This window comes from Mesotoga sp. UBA5825 (genome assembly GCF_002432955.1).
Lineage (GTDB): Bacteria > Thermotogota > Thermotogae > Petrotogales > Kosmotogaceae > Mesotoga.
Genome location: NZ_DJHG01000035.1, coordinates 58,585 through 77,642 on the forward strand (window position 1 = coordinate 58,585; position 19,058 = coordinate 77,642).

Sequence of the window (19,058 nt, forward strand, 5' to 3'; positions counted from 1 at the left end):
GCCGGGTCGCCCCGGCCAAAGATTTCAACGTATTTACCTCTTCTTTGGTTTTTCGAACTTGCAGACACCAACAGGACACTGCGGAGCATCTACGTGGGCAAGGAATTCCTCCTTGAATCTATCCAGGATAGATCTCAAGGGTACAGGTACCGATTGTCCTAGACCACAGAAAGAAGAGTCTTCCATAGTTTCAGATATGTCATATAGCTGACTGAGCATCTCTGTAGTTCCTCTCCCTTTCGAGAACTCATTCAGAATATGAACAATTACATGAGTTCCTTCTCTACATGGTGAGCACTTTCCGCAAGATTCATGGGCGAAGAACTCCATGAGATTCTTTGCTGTATCTACTGCACAGTGGGTCTCATCAATTGCAAGAATAACACCCGAACCTAGAGATGCACCATACTTTTTGAACGAGTCGAAATCAAGTTCTGCATCCATCTCTTCGGATCTGATAAAAGTACCTGCAGCACCGCCGGTCTGTACCATTTTCAAAGCTCTTCCGTTCGGTATTCCTCCACCGAACTTGTGAACAAGATCTCGAACAGAAGTGCCCATGGGGACTTCAACTATTCCTCTTTTCACCAAATTACCACACAGAGAGAAGACCTTTGTTCCAGGTGATGACTGGGTCCCAATAGATTTGAACCAGCTTGCTCCTTTGTCGACTATCGGAGGAACACACGCAAATGTCTCCACATTATTAACAACTGTCGGCTTATCATATAGTCCGCTTACCGGCGGATAAGGCGGTTTAAGTCTCGGCCTTCCGGATTTACCTTCGATAGACTCTATCAAAGCAGTCTCTTCTCCACAGACATAGGCGCCTGCTCCCAGTCTCACAGATAGATCAAATGAGAATTCAGTTCCGAGTATTGATTGACCGAGAAGGCCATACTCATAGACTTTACTGATTGCATCTCTAAGGCTTGCAACGGATTCGAAATATTCTCCTCTGATGTATATGTAACCCTTGTTGGCGCCCACTGCATAACCTGCAATTGTCATGCCCTCTATTACGGAATGCGGGTCGCCTTCCATTATCAATCTGTCTTTGAACGTTCCTGGCTCACCTTCATCTGCATTGCAGATCACAAATTTCTCCTCTGAATGAACCTTCTGGGTGAATTCCCACTTAAGTCCTGTAGGAAAACCGGCTCCACCTCTTCCTCTTAGGTTGCTCTTCTTTAGTTCTTCAATAACGGCTTCTGGAGTCATTCGTAGGGCTTTGGCAAGACCTTGATAGCCATCACGAGCAATATATTCTTCGATATTCTTTGGATCGATCGAACCTGCGTTTCTGAGGACAATACGTTCTTCTTCAGATGCCTTGCCAGCGTGAACATGTCCGCCACCTTCGAAGTCTGTAACAATCAATTCTCTGACTCTTCGACCCTTCAGAAGGTGCTCAGTAACCATCTTTTCTATGTCAGCTTCAGTCTTGACAGAGTACATAACATTGTCAGGCAGGATCAAGAAGAGAACCCCTCTTCCATAATCTCCAAAAGAGCCTGTTTCAAGCACCTCTACCAAAGAAGTGAGATTGTAGTTCTCGGTCAGGGTGCTTAGGTAGTTCTTGAAGTGTCTTGCACCTAGTAGCAAACTGTTCGAATCAATCGATACGAGGACGGTTATCGGTTTGTTCACAATGACTCACTCCTTTCTCTTGACACTATTTCATCTATGATTTCCGAGACTCTTTCAGGAGTGAGATTGCCATAAGCTTCATCATTTATCATCATTACAGGGGAGACTCCGCATAGTCCCAGGCAACTCGTTTCCTCAAGGGTAAAAAGGCCGTCTTCTGTAGTCTCACCGAAATCTATTTCCAGTCTATATTTTAAAGAGTCAATCACCGCCTGACCGCCTGTAACATGGCATGGAAGGCTCTTGCAAACTCTTATTACATGTTTCCCTCTCTTATGAGTAGCAAACATTGTGTAGAAAGTCAGTACTTCATAAATCCTTGAAAGAGGTGTTCCTGTCACTTCTTTCAGTGCTTCGGCTGCCTCTATTGGTATAAAATTGCCGTAGTGATCCTGAATCGCATGAAGAGTATTAATAAGCACATCGCCCCTTTCAAGACTCTGGCTGCTTACGTCTTCGTAGATTCTCGATACTATCTCATGAACGTCCTCAACAGACATACAAGTTCCTCCCTTCAACCCTCTTCGAAGTAGCAAAAGAGCCCCCGCTCAAGGGGGTTCTTGTAAACCTTTTATGGTGATACCTTGCTAATTGCACCGAATCTACAAACTGCGAGACAACTTCCGCATCGCGTACAGATTTCCGGATCTATTTCGTGAGGTTTCCGTACCGAACCGCTTATTGCGTCAACCGGGCAGACTCTCGCACAGGCTGTACAACCTACACATTTCTCTTTGTCGATTACAACCCTCATCAAAGTCTTGCACTTCTTTGCAGGACATTTTCCTTGTTTGACATGAGCCTCGTATTCGTCCCAGAAATACCGCATCGTTGAAATCACAGGTTGTGGAGCGGTTTGGCCAAGCCCACAAAGTGAAGTCGCCATGATATTCTCGCCAAGATCTTTTAACAGCTGTAGATCGTTCATGGATCCTTCTCCTTCTGTTATCTTTTCGAGAATTTCAAGCATCCTTCTCGTTCCGTCCCGACAAGGTGTGCACTGACCGCAAGACTCCTCAACGGTGAACTCGAGGAAATACTTAGCAACATCTACCATGCAGCTGTCCTCGTCCATAACTATCATCCCGCCCGATCCAATAATCGTGCCGAGTTTCTTCATATTGTCATATGTTATTGGCGTATCTATCAATTCTAATGGAATGCATCCTCCACTAGGACCACCTGTCTGGATCGCCTTAAGCTTCTTTCCTCCGGGAACACCTCCGCCAATCTCATAGATCAATTTCCTTAAAGTAATTCCCATCGGTACTTCCACCAGTCCTGTGTTCTTCACATTTCCGGCCAGAGCGAAGACTTTGGTCCCTCTTGATCCCTCAACACCATACTGGCTAAACCATTCGCCGCCATTTATGATTATCGGGGGGATGTTTGCATATGTCTCGACATTGTTCAAAAGGGTTGGTTTTTCCCACAATCCTTTGCTGGCAGGGAAGGGAGGCTTGACTCTCGGTATACCTCTTCTGCCTTCTATTGAGTTTATAAGAGCCGTCTCTTCTCCACAGACGAACGCACCAGCACCAATTCTGATTTCTAGATCGAATGAGAAGTCAGTTCCGAGAATGCTTTCGCCCAAGAATCCGTATTCCCTTGCTGTCTTCATGGCGTGGGTTAACCTTTCAATTGCAAGTGGATATTCGGCCCTAACATAAACAAAACCCTTCTGGGCCCCAACAACCCTGGCAGCGATGGTCATAGCTTCAACAATTGTATGGGGGTCACCTTCAAGAACGGCTCTGTCCATGAATGCACCAGGATCGCCTTCATCTGCGTTACATATGATGTATTTTGTTTCTCCCTTTGCCTTCTTAGTCAGGTCCCACTTCATCCAAGTGGGGAAGCCTGCTCCTCCTCGTCCCTTCAATTCACTCTTCTTCAGTATTTCAACAACATCATCGGGACCAATCTCAAAAAGAACTTTATGTAGTGCAAAGTAACCGTCCCTTGCAATATACTCATCTATTGAAAGAGGATCAATTACACCTAGATTTCTTGTTGCGATCTTTACTTGTTCAGTGAAGAAAGGAAGCTCTTCCTGAGGCTTTTCCTTCATTTCTCCAGAGTCGCCTTTATATAAAAGCTCTTCGACTACTCTTCCCTTTAGAATATGTTCTTCGACTATTCGGGCTGCACTCTCTGCCGTAATCTTCTGATAAAACACCCCTTCAGGATAGATTACGAGGATCGGCCCGAGGTCACAAGCACCCATGCATCCAGTCTCCACGACCCTAACTACACCATCTAATGAATACTTCTTCAGGGTTTCTTCAAATACACTCTTAACGCTCTTCTCGCCTGCAGAAATGCAAGCCCCTCCGGCACAAATAAGTACCGTGTTTTCAACAACGGGCACCCTTAATCACCTCTTCGTTAAAGTTCTCCTCTTTTCACTATGAGATCTCCGACAACTTTACCACCGACAATGTGTTGCTCAACGATTCTCTTTGCCTGAGCAGGGGTAACATGCCCGTAGATTATCGGCTCAGCTCCTTCCAAGTGAACCTCAATAGTCGGTTCGACATCGCAAAGGCCGAAGCAACCGGACTGCACGACAGAAACATCGTCGACCCCCTTCTCATCGAGTGAATCTACGATGGCCCTAAGTGTATCCTTTGCGCCTGCTGCAATTCCACAGGTACCCATAGCAACTATCACTTTGCCTCTCTTGCCTGAGTCACGCATCTTAAGACCCTTCATCGCGTTCTCTTTGATTTTCATGAGCTCTTCAAGGCTCTTAATCTTTGCCATCACTCGGCCCTCCTATATTTGTCTAGAATCTTTGATACTTCATCAGGGGTGACTCTTCCATAATAGTCGTCTTCACCAACCAGAACTACCGGAGCCATGCTACAGGCGCCGAGACATCTTACGGCATGAATTGAAAAGAGTCCGTCGGAGGTCGGTTCATTCATCTCGACTTTCAGCTCATCGTGGAGCCTCTCAAGTATCTTATCTGCGCCCTTAACATAGCAGGCAGTTCCTAGACAGACCTTTATCTGGTTCTTTCCTTTTGGCTTCATGTTGAAGAAATTATAGAAAGTTACAACTCCATATACCTGACTCAACGGAATATCCAACTTTTCGGATACGTGTTGCTGTAATTCTTCAGATAGATAACCGAAGACTTCCTGCGCCTTGTGAAGTACATTGATGAGAACGCCCGTGTTGCCTTTTACTGAAGCAATATACTCATCAAGTTCATCGTAGAGCTTCTGACAATCCGGGCAATTTACGAGAGACAAATCTTGCACCTCCTTTGAGGAAAGAATGTTATTTATTTCACACATGCATTATAACATGCACCTAGAGAAATGGGCTGATTCCTGTGTTAAAATAACCCATGTCAAAGGAGCTCTATAAGGAGGAGATTAGATGGATCTAGAAGCCTTTGTACGTGACGTTCCAGACTTTCCAAAGGAAGGCGTGGTTTTCAAGGATGTCACTCCATTGTTAAAGGATCCCCTTGCTTTTAGAGAGTGCATTCTGCAGTTGTCAGAAAAAGCAAGAAAGTTCGATTTCAATATAATGGTTGCACCCGAAGCAAGGGGTTTTATTTTTGCCGCTCCTCTTGCTTTTGAAATGGCGAAGGCACTGGTTCCAGTCAGGAAACCCGGAAAGCTCCCTTACAAAACCAGGGAAATCGAGTACGAATTGGAGTACGGCAGAGAAACCCTTCAGATGCATGTGGATGCGATTGGTGATGGAGATAAGGTGCTAATCGTCGACGATATTCTTGCCACGGGGGGGACTATGGAAGCTATCGCTCGCATCATCGAAGACAGTGGAGGAGAAGTCGTCGGAATTCTTTGCCTTGCGGAGTTAGGATTCCTGGAGCCCAGAAAGAAACTGTCTGGCTACAATGTTGAGACAATAATCACTTATTGACGGAGGTTTGAAATGCTCAAATATGACTTCTCGTTTGCGTTCAGGGAAACACTTGAAAGCGGCCTGGCCTTTGATGAGATGACCGAGATTGGGAAGACGTTATCTGCGAATTTCGAGAAGATCTTCCTCCCCCTTCCTGGTTTTCTCAGAATACTTGAAGATGATGAGATCATCGATGAAGTAAAGGCATTGAGATCATGGATTGAGAAGTTCGACAATTTCGTTGTCATCGGGATTGGAGGCTCTGCGTTGGGAAACCAGGCTTTGCATTTTGCACTAAAACCCATCAACTGGAATCTCTATGAAAGAGACAAGCGAGCTGGAAAGGCCAGGGTATTCTTGCTTGATAATGTAGATCCCGATATGATCACGGCGATTCTCGGAGAACTGGATTTAGGAAAAACCGTTTTCAATGTTATCTCCAAGTCTGGAACAACTGCGGAGAGCATGGCAAACTATCTGGTCGTCAGGGGCCTGCTTGAGAAGCTCGATCTTCCTGTGAAAGACCACTTCATATTCACGACGGACAAGGAAAACGGAGTCCTGAGACAAATTGCCGACAGTGAGGGAATTAGAACCTTGACGATTCCAGAGGATGTTGGAGGTCGCTTCAGTGTTTTGACTCCAGTTGGTTTGCTTTCGGCCGCTGCAGAAGGAATAGATATCGATCTCTTATACGAGGGTGCTAGATTCGGAAAAGAGAGGTATTTAAGAGAGGATGTGAAATCGAATCCCGCTGCCGTAAGTGCGTTGATTCACTACGCCTACCTGAAGAAGGGACACAATATATCGGTGATGATGCCGTACTCAAACAGGCTCTATACACTTGCTGATTGGTACAGACAATTGTGGGCCGAATCTCTAGGAAAGAAGTTCGATGTCTCAGGAAGGATTGTCCACTGTGGGCAGACTCCCGTGAAGTCTCTGGGGGCAATTGATCAACATTCTCAAGTACAGCTTTACAGTGAAGGACCAAGGGATAAGATAGTTACTCTAATCAAGGTAGAGGACTTCGGTAATCAGCTTACAATACCATTCATTCATTCCGATATCGAGGCTTTGTCCTATCTGAATGGAGTAGAAGTAGGAGAATTGCTTAATGCGGAACTCAAGGGAACGGCGATCGCTCTTGCGGCAAACGGCGTCCCAAATATCGCGGTCACATTCCCGCAGATTGACGAGGTACATGTTGGCGAATTTATCGTCTCATATGAGATACAGACCGCAATTATGGGGTTTCTTCTTAGAGTGAATCCATATGATCAGCCGGGAGTTGAGCTTGGAAAGAAACTGACTTACGCTTTCATGGGAAGAAAGGGATACGAAGAAGTAAGGGATAGATATGAGGAGAAGACCTCCTGGAGGTTCGAGTTATGAAATCAGAGCTTATGAAAGTTCTCGACGGTTTTTCGGTAGAGGAAGCGTATTATGCTGCCGGAGAGGCAATACCCACTTTTGTTATTGTTTCATTGGAACCTGAGAATCTCTTGCAGAAAATCGGAGAGATGGAAGAGATTGAGGCTGATATTATCGTTATCAGTCCCGAAGAAAGAAAGAAGCTCGAGAGTGCAGACAGTGATATGTCAAGAGTGGTGATGAGTGTTATCGAATCAGGAGAGAAGCTTCTTTGACCGTTATAGGGCTTGCTGGCAAAGCCGGAAGTGGCAAATCCACGATAGCTGAGCGTCTTGAAAAACTTGGTATCGAACGGATCTCCCTTGACGAAATTGGTCACAGTTCTTTGATCGAAGCGAAACAAGAGATAGTTTGCTCATTTGGAAAAAGGATTCTTACCTGTGACGAAGTAGACAGAAAGAAGCTTTCTAGGATTGTATTCCGAGATGGAAGCTTGCTGGACAGACTCAATCAGATAGTACACCCGATTATTAAGAAGAAGGCACTGGAAATTGTTGAGAGAAGCGATTCCGATCTCCTTTTATTTGATGGTGCGCTGATTCATGAAATCGGGCTATCTAGCTATTGTGACAAGATTATCTGGTTTGAGTGCGCAGATGAAGAAGCTGTTCAAAGACTTGTGAACAGAGGAATAAGTGAATCTCAAGCCAAATCAATACTTTCTTCGCAATCATATCTCGATCGCAATAGAGAGTTAGCAAATGTTGTTGTTTCAACGTCTGGCTCCATTGAAGAGACTTTCAGAACAACTATGGAGGTTCTTTTTGAATGGGGCATAATGGTATAATTGGTTTACTTAGACATTTCTTATAAGGAGGTAGGGAAATGCGCAAGAAACTTATTCTAGCTCTGTTAATTGCGTCTTTTTCGGTGTTCACCCTTGCTGCGACTGAGATTGAGTTTTGGCATGCGATGGGTGGTGCTCAGGGAACGACGGTCAACGAAATTGTAGATTCTTTCAACGAAGCCAACCCCGACATTGAGGTGAAAGCGATCTACGTGGGAAATTACAGTGCTTTGCAGCAGAAGCTGCTAGTAAGCGCAGAAAGTAGAACCCTCCCCGCTCTTTCACAGGCATATGGTAATTGGACCGCGAGGTTAATACCACGAGGTGCTGTTCAGGAGTTGAATTCGCTAATTTCCGATCCAGAAGTTGGATTAACCGATGAGGAATGGGCCGCAATCTGGGACCCGTTTAAGAGAATGGTCACATGGGGAGATACTGTCTACGGTCTTCCCTTCAACAAGAGTACTTATGTGCTGTACTATAACACAGATCTCTTTGAAGAATACGGATTGGAAGTACCAAAGACCATGGATGATCTTCTCTTTGCCGCGATGATGCTTACTGAAGACAAGAACAACGACGGACAGATTGATCAATATGGCTTCGGGTTCAGAACGACTATCGATCACTTCATGATTTTCTTGAGGGCCAATGGCGGGGAAGCAATTGAAATTAAGCCAGACGGTTCGGTTGATGTCATAATTAACTCGCCTGAAGCTAAAGAGGCGCTTCAATTAATGTACGATATGGCTCACACCTACAAGGTTGCGCTTTTTCAGGGCGGATACCTGGACGCCCCGTTTGGAGATGGCCAAATAGCTATGTTCGTTGAGACGATCGCATCCGCTTCTTATGTTGACTCCGGTTCCAGAGGAAAGCACGGCTGGGCATGGGCTCCAGTTCCTATGTGGAAGGTTCAGGCACCACCGTTCGCTGGAACGGACGTTGTTATGTTCACCGGCATCACACCGGAGCAAAAAGCAGCTGCTTGGAAGTTCATGAAGTATCTCGTTAGCCCGGAAATCCAGGCATATTGGTCCGTAAAAACAGGATACATGCCAGTAACGGAGATCGCTCTGACAACTCCCCAGTGGAAGGCATATGAAGAACAGAACCCAACTGTACTTGTTCCAATCAGTCAGATCCCGTTTGGCTCGGTTGATCCTAATGTTGCACTGTGGGACGATGTAAGGACTGTTCTTGGAACTATGGTAGGAGATGTGATAAACCAGAAGAGGACTGTCGAAGAAGGTCTTGCGTGGGCTGAACAAGAAATCCTGCGAAAAGTGGCTGAACAGTAGATAAATGCACTATCGAAAAAGGAGGCCTTCGGCCTCCTTTTTCAATTGGATTATGTCCAGGAAAACAAGGAGAACAATAGTTTCGGCGCTCAAAGAGGGCAAGAGTTCCGTAGATGCTAGAGAGTGTTGACTTCGCAACCGTGACGCGTGATATCTGATAGGGTAGAATACTTACAGTCCAATGCTCTGTTAGATCTTCCTTATTAAACCTTTAAGAGAGGCGGTACAGTGATGAAGAGCTTTTTCCACGCATTCAACTTCTATGCATTCTCCTTTTCGATACTACTCTACTTGCTTACTTCATCGATAAATACAAAGGCCGCAGAGTGGGGTTTGTCGTACCTAGCGATAGGTCTGATAAATTTCTTGGGCTGCTTATTCTATGTTTTCTCTGCTCTGGTGTTTGGAAGGATGGGTGACAGGACTGGCTTCAAGAGGAATCTCTCTTCTGGAATGATTATTATGGCGATCTCACTCGTATACGGGTTCTTCTGGGCACATCCGATTGATTTGGTCGTATCTGCGATAGGAATGAACATATTCTTCGGCTTTTTCTTTCCATCAATTGAGGGATTGCTTTCAAAGTCAGAAAGAGCAGAAGGAGTCGATCCCGCTGCAACCGTTATTCGTTTCGTTCTTTCCTGGAGTGCCGGAAACATGTTAGGAATGGCGCTCGGTCCTTTCCTTATTCAAAGATATCCAATAGCGGTCTTCGCTTACGGCATACTTCTCAGTCTATTCGGCGCTATTCACATAAGATACCATATGAAGAAGTATGGTGAGTTGCTTCCCGGTCCTTATGATTCTAGACTGAAAGAGTCCTTTGGCAAAATCGACTTGCCCAATATACGAGACTACAGAAGGGTCTATAGGGTCACTTTTCTGCTTGCCGGTGTTATCTATACGAGTGGAATGGCTCTATTTCCCAAGCTAATATCTTCAACGGGGATCCCGCTGGAAAGTGTTGGCTTCCTAACTGTAGGTGCTAACATTGGGGTCTTTCTGTCGTTCATATTCATGAGTTTCTTTCGCTTCTGGGTTGGTAGTCCACGAGTATCTCTATTTATTATGACGGCAGTATTTGTCGCAGCAATTACAACCTTTTTTATGCCCGAAACGGCACTCACGTTCTTTCTGTCGACTCTGTTTTCTGGTGCCACATATGCTGTTCCCTATACGTTTGCGATTTTCTATGGCCTCAATTCGCAGGACGATGATCACGGAAAGCAGGGAGGATTTCACGAGTCGATGGTTGGTGTGATCTTTGGTGTTGGTCCGCTTCTAGGGGGGTATTTTCTTCAAGTGTGGACGAGTCTCAAGAGTATGGGAATCATGGCCTCAGTCCTTATGACGGTGATTATCGTAAGTCAAATGACCTTCATAAAGAGAATTAGCATTAAGCGGTGATTAACTTAATTAACAGTTATTTCTAGCGCATAATGCTCTTAAAACAAACCTCACAAATTTTGCTACTCTTCATTTATTCATGCCATATTCTTTGAGATACACTCGCTAGATGTGATATAGCAGGTATGCAATGATAGTCTATTGATTAAATTATTCTGGTTAAGATCCTGTCCAAACTAGCATTATCCATTTAATTCGGATCATAAGATAATCTTGATGCTGAAAGTGAATAGCTGTTTCTTGGGGGAAGGTCTTGGCCACAAAGTTTTCTCCGGCTCTTTGTCGGAACTTCTGGAAGGAGAAGCATATGGGGTTTTTTTAGCATCTGGGAAGAAACTACGACCTCGTTTTGATAGAGCTGCTGAATCACATAAAGATCATCGCGATAGCGGTACCTATTGCGATTGGAATTGAAGTACCCATTGGGATAATCGTCTCAAGGAATAAGAGGGTTTAGTCGATAGCTCTCTATGGAGCAGGCATCCTAATGACGATTCCCAGTCTAGCTCTCTTCGGTTATATGGTCGTTCTGCTTGCTCCGCTGAAAGCAGGTATTGGTGTCACACCGGCGGTTATTGCCCTTGTGATCTATTCTTTCCTGCCTGTTATAAGGAATACAGTAGTAGCTGTGAATTCAGTTGATCCTCGAATGATAGAGGCGGCCAAAGGAATGGGGATGACGAACAGGCAGATACTGTGGAAGGTAGAAATGCCGGTGGCAGTTCCAACGATGCTCTCAGGGATCAGAAGTTCTGCAACGATAAATATCGGTACTGCTGCTATTGCCGCGTCAATTGGCGCAGGTGGCCTTGGGGAGATCATCTTCACGGGACTTCGCATGACAAGAGGCCCAATGATAATTGCCGGAGCCATACCAGTAACCTTACTGGCTGTGGCTGTTGATATAATCCTTGGCCTTTCGGAAAAAGCACTGACTTCGAAAGGCCTCAGAACATAATGAACACGGAGGTGTCTAAATTGAAAAGACTGCTAATAGTAGCACTATTAATTGTAGTCGTGACAACTCTATCGTTTGGTCAGACAAGACTGAATGTTGGAGCAAAGAACTTCACAGAACAGTACATCGTCAGTAGCATGATATCACAGCTTCTTAGAGATGCTGGGTTCAGGGTGACTGAGAGTTTTGGAATGAGTTCGTTCGTTGCAAGAAGTGCACTCGAAACCGGGCAGATCGATCTATATGCTGACTACACTGGAACAGCCTGGCCCACATATCTAGGGCATGAAAAGATGATTAGAGATCCTTTGGCTCTGTAGGAAGCCGTGAAGGCGGAAGATCTCGAAAATGGAATCGTATGGCTTGACATGGCTGATTTCAATAATACATATGCGTTAGCTGTGAGAAGAGATTTCGCTGCTGAGCATGGACTGCAGACTTTTGAAGATCTCGCTGAACTAACTAACGATGACCCTGATCTTCTCTTTGGAATCGTGTACGAATTTCTTGAAAGAGATGATGGGTTCTGGCCTATGAGTGAGACTTACGAGTTTTCTGTCGAGAAGAGGCAGGTTAAGACAATGGAGATCGGGCTGACTTATGAGGCACTTGATAAAAAGCAGATCGACATCGCCATGGTCTTCTCTACTGACGGAAAGTTGGAAAAGTACAACTTGCTTGTACTTGAAGACACTAAGAATTTCTTCCCGTCATATAATCTTGCCGTAACCGTACGTAAGGAAGTTCTTGAAAGCCATCCTGAGATTGAGGAGATCTTAAGGCCAATNNCCAATATCTGTCTATCTTACAGAACCAATAATGATCAGGCTGAATTACCTGGTGGACGCAGGAGGTTACGAGCCAGATGAAGTTGCCGAAGGGTTCCTAAAGGGATTAGGCTTAATAGATTAAGTTAGCAAATGTTAAGTTTTAGGGCCGCCTCATGGCGGCTCTGTTTTTTTTCCAACATCCTCAGAATTGAAGTCACTATTCTTCTCAACTTTTCTGAACAGAAGTCGCAGTGGAAAGAGACCTTCAACATTAGAAAGGTAGCTAAACACCCCGATTCACTGGCTATGATATAATCATTCGAATATGCTTTCAGGAAGGGAGGAAACAAAGTGTCAGAGAAGTATGTGTACTATTTTGGAAAGTTGAAAGCCGAAGGCGACGCGAAAATGAAAAACCTTCTCGGCGGAAAAGGAGCCAATCTATCTGAGATGGTTAAGATAGGGATACCTGTTCCCCCGGGTTTCACTATTTCTACCGAGGTATGCAAGTATTACTACGATCACGGGAAGACATATCCGGTTACTTTGGAAAAGGATGTCCAGGAAGCCGTAAAGCTACTGGAGGAGGAAACAGGAAAAGGATTCGGATCTGCAGAGAGACCTTTACTTGTCTCTGTAAGGTCTGGCGCGGCGATTTCAATGCCCGGCATGATGGATACTATCCTCAATCTTGGTCTTAACGACGAAACGGTTAACGGCATGATCAAGGAATCGGGCAATCCCAGGTTCTGTTATGACGCTTACAGGAGATTTCTTCAGATGTTTGGCGATGTTGTGCTGAAGATAGAGCACTCCGAGTTCGAAAATGCGCTGGCTTCTGTGAAAAGGGAAAAGAGAGTTAAGCTTGATACAGACTTGGATGCAGAAAACATGAAAGACGTTGTAGAGAGGTATCTTGAGGTCTACAAGAGGGCCGGCAAAGAGTTCCCTCAGGATCCATGGAAGCAGCTATGGATGGCGATTGATGCAGTATTTGGAAGTTGGATGAACGAGAGAGCAATAAAGTACCGGGCCCTCAATGGCGTGAAAGAGGGAGAACTTCTTGGAACTGCGGTTAACATTGTGGCAATGGTTTTTGGCAACACGGGAGAAGATAGTGGAACGGGAGTCGCATTCACGAGAGATCCTAATACCGGCGAGAAGCAATTCTATGGAGAGTATTTGCCGAACGCTCAAGGAGAGGACGTTGTTGCCGGAACGCGTACGCCATTCCCTCTAACAAAACTTCAAGATATTAATCCTGAAGTTTATGACCAGCTCCTGGAAATATTTACTAAACTGGAGAACCACTATAGAGACATGCAAGATATCGAGTTCACCGTTGAGCACGGAACTCTTTATCTGCTTCAGACCAGAAATGGGAAACGGACACCATATGCGAGCGTGAAGATCGCAGTTGATCTGGCAGAAGAGGGAAGGATTTCAAAGGAAGAAGCGATCATGAGAGTTACACCTGAGCATATCGAGACGCTCCTCCACCCATATTTCACGAAGGAGACTATGGAGAGCGCAGAAGTTCTAGCCAAAGGTATCGCGGCATCGCCCGGAGCGGCAGCAGGTATAGTTGCATTCGATCCCGATACTGCTGAAAGACTTGTGAGAGAAGAGGGTAAGACTGTGATCCTTGTGAGGCCGGAGACTTCTCCGGAAGACATAGCCGGAATGGCTGCTGCTCAAGGAATCCTCACCTCGACTGGTGGAAAGACTTCACATGCTGCGGTTGTAGCCAGAGGAATGGGAAAGACCTGCATTGTGGGCTGTGAAGCCGTTGAAGTAGATCAGAAAACCAGAGTAATGAAAGTTAACGGGAAGACAATAAGAGAAGGAGAATGGATAAGCATTGATGGGACCACTGGAGAGGTTTTCATGGGAAAGCTGGATTCAGTTAAGCCTCAGGGTTTGGAAGGTCCGCTAGCAAAGCTTCTTGGATGGGCCGATGAGATCAGGAAGCTCGGAATTAGAACTAACGCAGATACTCCTAAGGATTCACAGGTAGCCAGGGAATTCGGAGCGGAAGGAATTGGACTCACAAGGACGGAACACATGTTCTTCCAGGAGGATAGGATTTTTGCTGTGAGACAGATGATTACATCAAATACCAAAGAGCAGAGAGAGAAGTCTCTTGCGAAGCTTCTCCCTATGCAGGAAGATGATTTCTACGGTATTTTCATGGCCATGGAAGGACTCCCCGTTACGATCAGACTTCTTGATCCGCCACTTCACGAATTCCTTCCAAAAGAAGAAGAGGATATAAAAGAGTTAGCCGAAGAGATGGGTATGACATATCAGGAACTAAAGGAGACAATCGAAGATCTTCATGAGTTCAATCCGATGATGGGATTCAGGGGATGCAGGTTGGCTGTAGTTTATCCCGAGATTGCTGAAATGCAGACCAAAGCGATAATTGGAGCTGCGTTGAGGTTGGTTGAAGAAGGAAAATCAGTGATTCCCGAGATAATGATTCCTCTGATCGTTGAGCTGAAAGAGCTTAAGTACGTGAAATCGATCATTGTGAATGCGGCTAATGAGATTATTTCCAAGTCAGGGCTGAATCTTGAATACAAAGTGGGTACAATGATTGAGGTTCCCAGAGCAGCACTGACTGCAGACGAAATTGCCAAGGAAGCAGAGTTCTTTAGCTTCGGAACCAATGATCTAACTCAGATGACATACGGATTCAGTAGAGACGATTACGGCAAATACGTTGGACATTACATGGAAAAGGGGATTCTGGATAACGATCCATTTCAGAAGCTCGACAGATTTGGAGTAGGTCAGCTTGTGAAGATGGGAACTGAGAGAGGACGCTCAGTTAGGCCGGATCTGAAGGTCGGAATATGCGGCGAACACGGTGGAGAGCCTTCATCTATTGAATTCTGTCATATTGTAGGTCTTAACTATGTTAGCTGTTCACCTTACAGAGTTCCAGTTGCTCGACTTGCAGCAGCTCAGGCAGTAGTAAAGAATCGTTAGGGATTATTCAGACCGTGCCTGAGGGCACGGTCTTTACTATTTTGGAGGTTTGCCTATCATGACGGCGTTAATCTCGGGATATCTATCACAGACAGGATTCGCTACGGTAAGCTGGGAAAACTGGGTTATGTTTGTAATCGCGGGAATTCTAATCTATCTGGCGGTTGCAAAGGATGCCGAACCACTTCTTCTTGTTCCAATTGCCTTTGGCATGGTTATTGCAAACATCCCTCCGGAAGTAACCGGTGTCTTCACTCCCGGAACCGGGATCATGTGGATTTTGCAGCAGGGATTGATGCTGGGGATCTATCCACCTTTGATATTTCTTGGCATTGGCGCTGTTACCGACTTCTCTTTCGTGCTGGCAAACCCTAAGACTCTCTTTTTGGGTGCTGCTGCACAGATAGGGATTTTTTTAACTTTTCTTGCAGCGAATTTTCTGGGTTTTTCCCTTTCGGATGCGGCATCCATAGCGATAATTGGTGGTGCGGACGGACCAACCTCAATCTATGTTGCAAGCATTATGGAATCACAGTTTCTTCCAATAATCGCGATCGCTTCCTACTCTTATATAGCTCTTATACCAGTTCTTCAGCCACCGATAATGAGACTATTTACTACTCGTAAAGAACGGGCAATAACAATGGGAAAGAAGCTTAGAAAGGTTTCGAAGCTAGAGAGAATTGTCTTCCCGGTAGTCGCGACTATTGGGATCTCTCTTATTGTTCCTCAGGCGCTCCCTCTGGTAGGAATGTTGATGCTCGGTAATCTTCTTAGGGAAAACGGAAGAACAAAGAGACTGGTTGAAGCTTCGGGCAAATACATCTCCGATACTGTGATCATTTTGCTTTGTGTTTCAGTAGGAGCAAAGGCTGATGGCAAGATATTTCTAACACTGGAGAGTATAATGATTTTGGGGTTGGGTTGTGCAGCCTTCGTTGTTGCAACTGTTTCGGGGATTCTCTTCGCGAAGTTTATGAATCTGTTCTGTAAGAGCAAGGTAAATCCTTTGATCGGTGCCGCCGGGGTCTCGGCAGTTCCAACTGCTGCAAGAGTTGCTCAGAAGGTTGCTTCGGAGGAGGATCCGACGAACTTCGTCCTGATGCACGCTATGGGTCCGAATATCGCAGGAGTCATCGGATCGGCGGTTGCTGCGGGTGTATTCCTTTCAATAATATGATTTGGTGCGGGAGGATGTCATGGCTGTGAAGAAGCAATATCAGGTGAATATCAATCATACTCTGTGTAAGCGATGTGGGATTTGTTATTGGATATGTCCCACCAAGACAATCACAAAGGGAGAGCTTGGCAGGCCGCAGATCATTGACCAAAAAACCTGCATTGGTTGTTTAATGTGCGAAAACGCCTGTCCGGATTTCGCGATTGATGTTAAGGAATTGGAGGCGGTGAAAGAAGATGCGTGAGTTCGTTCTGCTTCAAGGAGATGAAGCATGTGCGCTTGGGGCTATAAAAGCTGGGTGCAAATTCTTTGCAGGTTATCCTATTACGCCCGCGACCGAAATTGCGGAGACTATGGCTAGGGAGCTTCCGAAGATTGGAGGAACGTTCATTCAGATGGAGGATGAGATAGCAAGCGCCGCTGCGATAATAGGGGCGTCACTTGCCGGCGAGAAATCAATGACTGCAACGAGTGGTCCGGGCTTCTCCCTAATGCAAGAAGCGATTGGGTATGCAGCCATGACTGAGACACCTACAGTCATAGTCAACGTTCAGCGGGGTGGCCCGTCTACCGGCATGCCCACGAAGACGGCACAAGGAGATATAATGCAGGCGAGATGGGGCACTCACGGCGACCACCAGATCATCGCAATATATCCTTCGAATGTTGAAGAAGTATACAAATATATAATTACGGCTTTCAACTATGCTGAGTTATACAGAACACCTGTGATTTTCTTGATGGACGAAATCCTAGGTCATATGCGTGAGAGTGTATATTTGCCACACGATTCTGAAATCATGGAAGTACAGAGGGTCGGTGAAATGGAAATGGCTGACGATGATATATTCCACCCCTTCGAAGGCGATGACCAGATGATGGCAACTCCACTTGTTAAGATGGGGAAGTCAAGGTTTCATGTTTCCGGTCTAGTGCACGACGAGTCTGGTTTTCCAATAGGTTCGCCATCTGATTCTTCGCGACTCCTGAGGAGGTTAGACAATAAGATAAGATTGCATAGCGATGAGATAGTTATGTACGACGAATACATGACTGAGGATGCAGAGATACTTGTACTCGCTTACGGTTCAGTTGCCAGAAGTGCAATAAATGCTGTAAAGATGGCGAGGGAGGATAAGATCAATGTAGGTCTCTTTAAACCAGTGACTATCTGGCCATTCCCGAGTACAAGACTGAGGCAGCTTCTAAAGAGAGTAAGTGCCGTCATTGTTGCAGAGATGAACCTTGGACAAATTCTTTATGAAGTGTCTAGATTGAACAAGCGCGGTGCAAAGATTGAGCACTTAAGCAAAGTTGATGGAGAGCTTATCACTCCGCAAGAAGTCCTTGATGCTATATCAAGGGTTAAGTCGGAAATAATGGATCTGTAGAATGAACGTCTTTGTCGATTCTTTCTTCTTTTTGCGAACAGTATGTTAAAACTTTTGCTAATTCAGCGGCCTCTGTGGTAGAATAACAGCGAAATTACCTGCAAAAGGAGGAAATCTCAATGGAAATCCTGAAGGTCAGTTCTAAATCTAATCCTAACAAGGTTGCAGGTGCCATAGCCGGGGTCATCTCAAAGAACGAGCAAGTAGAACTTCAGGCCATTGGCGCTGGTGCTGTGAATCAAGCTGTGAAGGCAGTAGCCATCGCTTCTAGATTCCTCAGAGAACAGGGTACTAAGGTGTCCATGGTCCCTGGATTTGTGGAGATTCAGATTGGCGAAGAGATGCGAACGGGGATCACCATTAAGATTATTTCGGAGAAAGACGAAGAAAAGTAATGAGGGTTCTGTAATCTCATAAGTCGGGGGGAGGTCGTTGATCTCTTCCTTTTTTGTTGGAAGACTACGAGATAGTTGCTGGTTAGCTGAATGAGGAGGTATTAGATGCTTACAGTAAGTGATATGCTGGGTATAGCCCTCAAGATCGAAAGTGCAGGTTATTCATACTATCAGAAGCTTAGTGAGAGAACTTCTGGGGAAGTAAGAGATCTTTTCTCAAGACTTTCGGTGCAGGAAAGGGAGCACGCAGAAATATTCAGAGATATTCTGAAGAATGTGGAAAACGAACCAACAGCCCAGGATTGGGACGACAATGTGGGTTATTTGAAGTCTTATGCAGAGATATCCATTTTCCCTCGAATTGAATCGTCAGAGGTCCCTCAGAATATGAGCAAAGCTATCAGTGGTGCAATGGAAGTGGAAAAGGACAGCATTATATTCTATTCAGATCTCGCTTCCTTTATACCCAACAGTAAGGAGCTCAAAGAGATAATTGAGGAAGAACGAAGGCATCTCCATGATCTAGTGAAGCTTTACGGTTCATTATAGAGACTGTTAAGGGAATGGGCTCCCAAACGGTGAAAGTGCCAAGGATCTCTAAGAGCGAGTCTCTATACTGGGTGAATGAATGTGGTTTCCGCAGTTAAGTATCTTTGTGGAGGACATCAAGAGAAAGTATTTGATTGACCCGTCGCAATGCATCAAAATAGAATCTATTCAAAATCGAATTGAAGGAGATTAAGAACACCTCCCTTTGAGTTAGATTTAGACTTCATTATTTGTATATCAACGAGTGATTCCTGAGAATGTGCTATATTACTCTTGAGTATATATAAATCTAGGGCTTCGTGAACCTTGCGAAGCTCATCTTTTTTTGTGTAGTCAATCATATTTCTTCTTTCTTCC

19 protein-coding genes and 1 pseudogene are annotated in these 19,058 nt (G+C 45.2%); 14 read left to right on the forward strand and 6 right to left on the reverse strand.

What is annotated here, in order from left to right; genetic code table 11:
* Window positions 1-33: 33 nt before the first annotated feature.
* The 5 genes from nuoF to B3N33_RS03775 form a co-directional block, all read right to left on the reverse strand.
* Entirely contained in the window at window positions 34-1,650 is a 1,617-nt protein-coding gene (gene nuoF, locus B3N33_RS03755) for an NADH-quinone oxidoreductase subunit NuoF (protein WP_214061114.1), read from the reverse strand.
* Entirely contained in the window at window positions 1,647-2,150 is a 504-nt protein-coding gene (locus B3N33_RS03760) for a complex I 24 kDa subunit family protein (RefSeq protein ID WP_214061113.1), read from the reverse strand. Before B3N33_RS03760 ends, nuoF begins: the two co-directional genes overlap by 4 nt.
* 71 nt (window positions 2,151-2,221) lie before the next feature.
* Window positions 2,222-4,021 carry an NADH-quinone oxidoreductase subunit NuoF gene (locus tag B3N33_RS03765; protein WP_214061112.1) on the reverse strand — a complete coding sequence of 600 codons (1,800 nt, stop codon included), beginning with the start codon at window positions 4,019-4,021 and terminating at the stop codon, window positions 2,222-2,224.
* Window positions 4,022-4,038: 17 nt separating this feature from the next.
* Window positions 4,039-4,416 (reverse strand): (2Fe-2S) ferredoxin domain-containing protein, encoded by a 378-nt coding sequence (locus B3N33_RS03770; RefSeq protein ID WP_099830576.1) that lies wholly within the window; start codon window positions 4,414-4,416, stop codon window positions 4,039-4,041.
* Window positions 4,416-4,910, reverse strand: a complete 495-nt coding sequence (locus B3N33_RS03775) for a complex I 24 kDa subunit family protein (RefSeq protein ID WP_099830577.1) — start codon at window positions 4,908-4,910, stop codon at window positions 4,416-4,418. Before B3N33_RS03775 ends, B3N33_RS03770 begins: the two co-directional genes overlap by 1 nt.
* A 130-nt stretch (window positions 4,911-5,040) precedes the next feature.
* Between B3N33_RS03775 and B3N33_RS03780 the strand changes: the two genes are divergently transcribed.
* From B3N33_RS03780 to B3N33_RS03845, 14 genes and pseudogenes are all read left to right on the forward strand, one after another.
* Window positions 5,041-5,553 carry an adenine phosphoribosyltransferase gene (locus B3N33_RS03780; protein WP_214060622.1) on the forward strand — a complete coding sequence of 171 codons (513 nt, stop codon included), beginning with the start codon at window positions 5,041-5,043 and terminating at the stop codon, window positions 5,551-5,553.
* A 12-nt stretch (window positions 5,554-5,565) separates the two neighbouring features.
* Window positions 5,566-6,930, forward strand: coding sequence for a glucose-6-phosphate isomerase (locus tag B3N33_RS03785; protein WP_214060623.1), 1,365 nt, complete (start codon window positions 5,566-5,568; stop codon window positions 6,928-6,930).
* Window positions 6,927-7,184 carry a hypothetical protein gene (locus B3N33_RS03790; RefSeq protein ID WP_214078408.1) on the forward strand — a complete coding sequence of 86 codons (258 nt, stop codon included), beginning with the start codon at window positions 6,927-6,929 and terminating at the stop codon, window positions 7,182-7,184. Before B3N33_RS03785 ends, B3N33_RS03790 begins: the two co-directional genes overlap by 4 nt.
* Window positions 7,181-7,756 carry a dephospho-CoA kinase gene (coaE, locus tag B3N33_RS03795; protein WP_214060625.1) on the forward strand — a complete coding sequence of 192 codons (576 nt, stop codon included), beginning with the start codon at window positions 7,181-7,183 and terminating at the stop codon, window positions 7,754-7,756. The genes B3N33_RS03790 and coaE overlap by 4 nt, the downstream gene beginning before the upstream one ends.
* Window positions 7,757-7,794: 38 nt before the next feature.
* Window positions 7,795-9,057 (forward strand): ABC transporter substrate-binding protein, encoded by a 1,263-nt coding sequence (locus B3N33_RS03800; RefSeq protein ID WP_214078407.1) that lies wholly within the window; start codon window positions 7,795-7,797, stop codon window positions 9,055-9,057.
* Between the two features lie 231 nt (window positions 9,058-9,288).
* Window positions 9,289-10,464, forward strand: coding sequence for an MFS transporter (locus B3N33_RS03805; RefSeq protein ID WP_214078406.1), 1,176 nt, complete (start codon window positions 9,289-9,291; stop codon window positions 10,462-10,464).
* Window positions 10,465-10,951: 487 nt separating this feature from the next.
* Window positions 10,952-11,422, forward strand: coding sequence for an ABC transporter permease (locus B3N33_RS03810; protein ID WP_292592201.1), 471 nt, complete (start codon window positions 10,952-10,954; stop codon window positions 11,420-11,422).
* Between the two features lie 137 nt (window positions 11,423-11,559).
* Window positions 11,560-12,291, forward strand: a pseudogene (locus B3N33_RS03815) (glycine betaine ABC transporter substrate-binding protein).
* 252 nt (window positions 12,292-12,543) lie between these two features.
* On the forward strand, window positions 12,544-15,186 hold the full coding sequence (gene ppdK / locus B3N33_RS03820; RefSeq protein WP_292592202.1) for a pyruvate, phosphate dikinase: 2,643 nt from the start codon (window positions 12,544-12,546) through the stop codon (window positions 15,184-15,186).
* Window positions 15,187-15,244: 58 nt separating this feature from the next.
* Window positions 15,245-16,366, forward strand: a complete 1,122-nt coding sequence (locus tag B3N33_RS03825) for a sodium ion-translocating decarboxylase subunit beta (RefSeq protein WP_214078405.1) — start codon at window positions 15,245-15,247, stop codon at window positions 16,364-16,366.
* A gap of 19 nt (window positions 16,367-16,385) precedes the next feature.
* Window positions 16,386-16,610 (forward strand): 4Fe-4S dicluster domain-containing protein, encoded by a 225-nt coding sequence (locus B3N33_RS03830; protein WP_214060153.1) that lies wholly within the window; start codon window positions 16,386-16,388, stop codon window positions 16,608-16,610.
* Entirely contained in the window at window positions 16,603-17,757 is a 1,155-nt protein-coding gene (locus tag B3N33_RS03835) for a 2-oxoacid:acceptor oxidoreductase subunit alpha (RefSeq protein WP_214060152.1), read from the forward strand. Before B3N33_RS03830 ends, B3N33_RS03835 begins: the two co-directional genes overlap by 8 nt.
* Before the next feature lie 119 nt (window positions 17,758-17,876).
* Entirely contained in the window at window positions 17,877-18,152 is a 276-nt protein-coding gene (locus B3N33_RS03840) for a stage V sporulation protein S (RefSeq protein WP_214060151.1), read from the forward strand.
* Between the two features lie 105 nt (window positions 18,153-18,257).
* Complete coding sequence (locus B3N33_RS03845) at window positions 18,258-18,701, forward strand: ferritin family protein (protein WP_099830592.1); 444 nt, start codon at window positions 18,258-18,260, stop codon at window positions 18,699-18,701.
* Window positions 18,702-18,865: 164 nt separating this feature from the next.
* On the opposite strand, the gene B3N33_RS03850 is transcribed toward B3N33_RS03845, so the two are convergent.
* Window positions 18,866-19,058 (reverse strand): hypothetical protein (locus tag B3N33_RS03850; RefSeq protein WP_414674173.1); only part of this gene is annotated, 193 nt, incomplete at its 5' end.